This is a genomic window from bacterium (genome assembly GCA_023135785.1).
Classification (GTDB): domain Bacteria; phylum CAIJMQ01; class CAIJMQ01; order CAIJMQ01; family CAIJMQ01; genus CAZNJA01.
Genome location: JAGLSL010000096.1, coordinates 1 through 5,592 on the forward strand (window position 1 = coordinate 1; position 5,592 = coordinate 5,592).

Consider the following 5,592-nt stretch of genomic DNA (forward strand, 5'->3'; position numbering starts at 1 on the left):
AATCATATGCAAGCTCTCCCGATAAAGTGTGCGCTCTTTCTTCTTCAATATCAGAGAAATCAGTTTGGTCCGAAGGTAAGCTATCCTCTAAATATGTATATCTTGCAAGAAGATTTAGTCGGTCAAAATATATTGGTCTGTAAGCTGCTCCTGTTACCAATTCTTTATATTGCGCTTCGGTTGAGTCATTGCTGGTATTCTCGGTCTGCGATATATTTATTTTGGCAAAAAGAGTTGTATTTATAGTGGATTGCCATTTAAGGGCGTTATATATAAGATATTGTTTTTTGTCTTCTTCGCCGTCATCTGTGCGAAGTTCTAATTTGCTTGATGCTTGAAGACGAATATTGTCCGTTTCAGGGTTTTTATCTACATAACTTACTCCCAAAGCTCCTGCACTGCGTGTTGCTTGTGTGCCATCGTGATTTTGGACAACTCCGCGCTCGAAACTCCCCATCATAGCTAATTTATCGTTAATATCACCTGATAAACCAAAGATATTGGTATTGGCGGTTTCAGTATTGTTTTGAGACCGTTGTTGTGTAAAAGCCCCCTTTAATTTTCGGTTATCTTTTTCTTTAGTTAAACCTAATGTATTACCTTCAATCAACGTATCTCTGTTTTTTGCATATGTTTTGTCTGTAGTAAGAACTAATCCTTCGTTAACTTTTTGTTGAGAACCGACAACAACCGATTGGGTTTGGCCTTTTTCCATAGAATCGGCGACAGTAAGGGTTGTATGTGCAGATATTTTATCGTTTATATTTACCGTTGTTCCTACGCTTGTAGCAGAACCTTCCGTGCCGACAGTTTGTTTTGCTTTGAAAAATAAATGCTCGTTGGGCTGAGCGCTTACACCCACGGAGGTCTGGTTATTTGTTTCACCTCTCAACGTTGTCTGTTGCTCTAAAGATACGCCGACTTTTTCTGTTAATTTATAATCCGCTTTTACTGCAACCGTATCTTCGTCTGTGTTTGTCTGCGACTGGAACTGGTCTAATTTTTCTTTTACATCTTGATGTTTATATTCGCCGGTAAGCCGCAATTTCTCCATTTGATGTGTTAGCTGGGCAGAGGTAGTTTTTGTTTCCTCGGCACCTACTTGTAGTTGAGTTTGAGAATTTCCGTCATCAATGAGTTTTTGCACATTGTGCGATACTGCCAATTTTGTTTTTGAGTTTATATCCCAAGTCATTCCTGTCCCGAATAATTCTTTGCCTTGCTGGGAAATTGTGGAAGTGGAAGAAAAATCTTTTGCGATTTTTTTATAATAACTTGTTAAACCCAATTTATCAAAAAGATATGCTTCTGTTTTTATTCCATAAGCTTTACCTTTATCTTTATCTGAAGTAGAAAGTTCAGTGAAGCTTAATCCTCCGTTGGTAGAAATAAAATTCCCTGCTTGTTCGGAAATGCTTTCTGCCTGTTCGGCGGTTATAGTAACATTCTTTCCTAAATGCAGAGTTGCGTCTAATCCTTTTAGTTTGTAATCCTTGTCTAGTTGCTGTTCTTCTACATAAGTCCCGCCGATTCTTACATAATCCGTAAAAGATTGCTGTAGACGTACACCTTGAGTACCTTTATCATAATTATCTTTAGTTTCATATTCGTAGTCCACTACCACATAAACAGAATTACCATCCAATAACTGGGATGAAATAATAGAACTTGATTCAGCGATAGAAGAAACGGATTGCCCAAAAATTACTCTACCGTTTGAATAATCAATTTCATAGTCAAAACCTGACTGCATTTGTTTTGTGGTTAGGACAATACCGGTTATTTTATCTCTGATTTCAATCTTTATTTTTTCGGAACCCTCAATGATGTTAGAGTGTTTTAAATAGAAGAGCGAACCGCCTGTGCCGACAAATTCATTATGCGCCGCTCTTTGTTTAGCGCGCGCATCAAAGACAATCAGTTTTGTGACAGGTTCTGCGAATTTAGTAGAGGATACACTTTCAAAATGTATTTTCCCGCCGTATAAGGTGCGGTTGAACTGGGCAAATTCCGTATCTGTCATGCCGGTTACATAATTACCCCATAAGACCCTAGATTTATCCCATTCTATTAAAAGATAAAGTCTTCCTTGAGTATTTGTCGCATCATAATTTATAGTAGAAGCATCTCCGTAGACCGGGTAATATTTGTCAGGGTCTAAATTCCGGAACAATTCTTTTTGTTCTCTTTGGGTATCCAAACTCGAAGTAATTAAATATTTACCTTTAATTTTTCCTTTTAAGTAATAAGCGAATTTTCCTTCGGACCAGAATCCTTCATTAAATTTATCGTTATCTTCAACCGGTTCCATGTCACCTTTATTAAAATTATAGCCTGCTTTGCCATCGCCCATTGCGATGAAGAATAGATGATTTTCTTCTTGATTATCCGGTGTGTAGGTTTGCGTGTTTATCTGTTTATCTTTTGCAGATATTCTGTCTTCTGTCCTCTGTCCTCTGTCTTCTGCCAACTCTGATGTGTCATTGCGAGGAGCCGAAGGTGACGAATCAATCCCCTTGAGATTGCCACGCCCCGACTTGTCGGGGCTCACAATGACGGGACTTTTCTCATTCTCTTTTTCTTTGGTAGTACTAACATTTTGATTTTTGATTTGTATATTTGATTTTTGATATTTGATATTTGAATTTACTCCAAAGTTTACTTTGGAGAGTATGCCTGGCGTAATATCCACTATGACAACTTTATCAGTGGTTAAATATGCGCCTTTGGGCAAGGTCCTTTCATCAATCCTTAACACATGTCTTCCGGGTAAAATTGCAGGTATGTGGTATTTGCCATCAGCATCTGTGGTAACAATTGTGCCATCTTCCATAACTATTTGCACACCACCAATGCCGGTTTCTTGTTTGTCCTCTCTTTTCTGTTTTCCGTCTTCATTTATATCCCGAAATACCTTACCGATTACCGTTCCCAAATCAAATAATGGATCCAGTGTAACTTGGACGGTTTCAGAATCTTTATTGGATATGATTGTCCCGTCAGAATATTTACACACAGCTGAATTTTTATAATTGCCTGTAGTTACGCCGGAGCCAACTACTAATTGATATTTTAAAGTTCTTGTTTGACCGGAAGAAACTGTGCCGATATTAAATGTGATTGGACGATTTCCTGTGGGATTGGATATTTTCCTATTATCTAGGATTGCTCTGTCATTTATATATTTAAAGCCGGCCGGAATCATATCTTCCAAGTAAACATTTGTTACATCAGACGCGGTTTCATTTTTTATTGTTACCGTATATGTAACTATATCGCCGATAACCACCTCTTTTTTATTAACATCTTTCTTGATTCTTAAGAGCTGATTACCCGAGTCAAGAGGATGGTCCATTTCTATAATTACGCCTGCTACTGTAAAGACCTCCCCTTTAGAGCCGTTCACAACTACCCTTCCAGCAGGGAAACTGGTTTTAACGGAAGGATAAGTATACCCCAATGCGTTTACAGTGATATAAAAATTCCCGTTGATAGTCAGGAAACTATATGCGCCGTCTGCACCGGTTATTTGCGGATTTAAGTCAGTCGCAGCGATTTGTACACCCGGAGAGCACTGTACGCCTGCAGAAGTAAAAATAGTTACCGTTGCCCCTCCAATGGGGTTATCAGTTGTAGAATCAAATACTATACCGAAAGGGTCAGTTAAGCTGATAGTTTTTATATCGCTTACAGTACCTGAAACAGTTACACTTAAATAATTTATTCCTTTTACTAAGTTGGTAGTATAATCCAGACTTGAGATTGTCCAGTTTCCCAAACCATCTACTATAGTAGTAGCAATATCGGTCAAAAGCAGATTACCGGCTGCATCCTTAACTGTTAAAGTTACTGTTTGTCCCGCTAACCCTTTTCCAGTAATGGTTGGTTTATTTCCGTTTACAGGACTTCCTTCGGCAGGTGAAATAATAGTTGGAACTTGATTGGAAGTTGGTGTTGCAACAACATTAATATTTAAAAGAGGACTTTGAATTACTCCTACTTCGGCTCTTATACTGTTAGGAGCTACTATGTCCAAATTAGAAGTATAATTGGATTGCATTATTATATAATTGCCCAGAGCATCAGCAGTTGCAGCAGCTACTTGTTGTAAAGGTACAGCTCCTACGGTTCCTTTTAAAACTACAATATTCCCAGGTGAAGCAGTTCCGATAACTGTTGGTGTTTGACCTACAGTGGTGCCCGCAGAAGGAAAAGTGATAGTTACATTACTAAATATCCAGTGAGGAACAGGGTCGCCATCATCATTACCGCCGTTATTGACGGAATTATTAGCAGTTATGTTGTTACTTGATGCGGCAGAATCTGTAACATTAACACGGTTTACAGTTTGTGCGCCGCCTGTCAAATCAAGGGTAAATTGTGTGCCGAGGGTATCACTAAGTATTATTACCTCTGTGCCTAACGCTTGTCCGTCAAGGTTTAATCCTGCTGCGCCTGTTATTGTATATGTATCGCCGTCGTTAAAAGTGAGTTTAGAGTTTGGTGTGATATCATTAAGAGTTGCAGTGGTAAAATCATCAGCAAATGCAACACCTCCTGCCGAAGCGTTGGTAACGGTAATAATATTATAGGTTTCAGAAATACTTGTTACTGTCTGCAGGGCAGCTCCATTAAAGGTTACGGTAGAACCCGTCTCTGTAAATATATCAAGGTTAGTCAGGTTAAAGGTTGAACCGCTGAATAAAAGCGTTTGTCCTCCAAGGTTAAGGGTAGTTGCCGCTCCATTTAGAACAGTTAGGTTTCCGTTTATATCTGCTTGGTCGGCAAGAGTTAGTGAACCTCCCACAGCTCCTGTTCCGATTTGTACATTGTTTAATGTTTCCGTGTTGCTTGTTAATATGGTGGTTCCGGCAAAGATAAGAGTTCCCGAAGAATGAGCGAATGCGCCTCCTGAGATGGTAAAATCACTATCAAGAGAAAAATTTCCAGACGGAGCTGTTAGTGTGCCGCTTGAAAGAACAATGTTATCGTCGGCATTTATTGTTCCGTTTAATCCGTCTAATGTTCCACCGTCTATTGTAAGCACGCCATTTATTTCTAAATTAGAGCCGGCATCAAGTTCAAGCTCACCACCGGTTATATCTAATGTAGAATTCACGGTAATATCAAGACCGTTTGCGTCAAGCCTTCCGGCATAAGCGCCGTTAGGATCAGCTGCGCCTTGTAGTTCAATTATATTTGTAGACAAATTTGCATCAAGTATGCAGTTCCCGGCACCATTACCGTCAAATATAGCCGTATCAATTGCGCCCGGGAAGTTTACACCACCTGCACCGCCTGAAGTTAATGCCCAGTTATTGTTGTCATCCCAATCTTGGTCAGTAGCACTTATCCAATATCTTGTTACTGTCCCGAAAACCCATTCTGGTGTACCCGTGCCATTGTCATTTCCTCCACCATTAATAGAGTTTGTGGCGGTGATGTCGTTGCCTGATGCGGCGGAATCTGTAACATTAACACGGTTTACAGTTTGTGCGCCGCCCGTGACGTCAAAAGTAAATTGTGTGCCGGGGTTATCACTGAGCAATATTACCTCTGTGCCTAACGCTTGTCCGTCAAGGTTTAATCCTG

Annotated in this window: 1 protein-coding gene; it reads right to left on the reverse strand. The window is 39.7% G+C overall.

Annotated features, from left to right (window positions below):
* A partial coding sequence (locus KAS42_06455) for a DUF11 domain-containing protein (GenBank protein MCK4905860.1) occupies window positions 1–5,592 on the reverse strand: 5,592 nt, incomplete at both ends.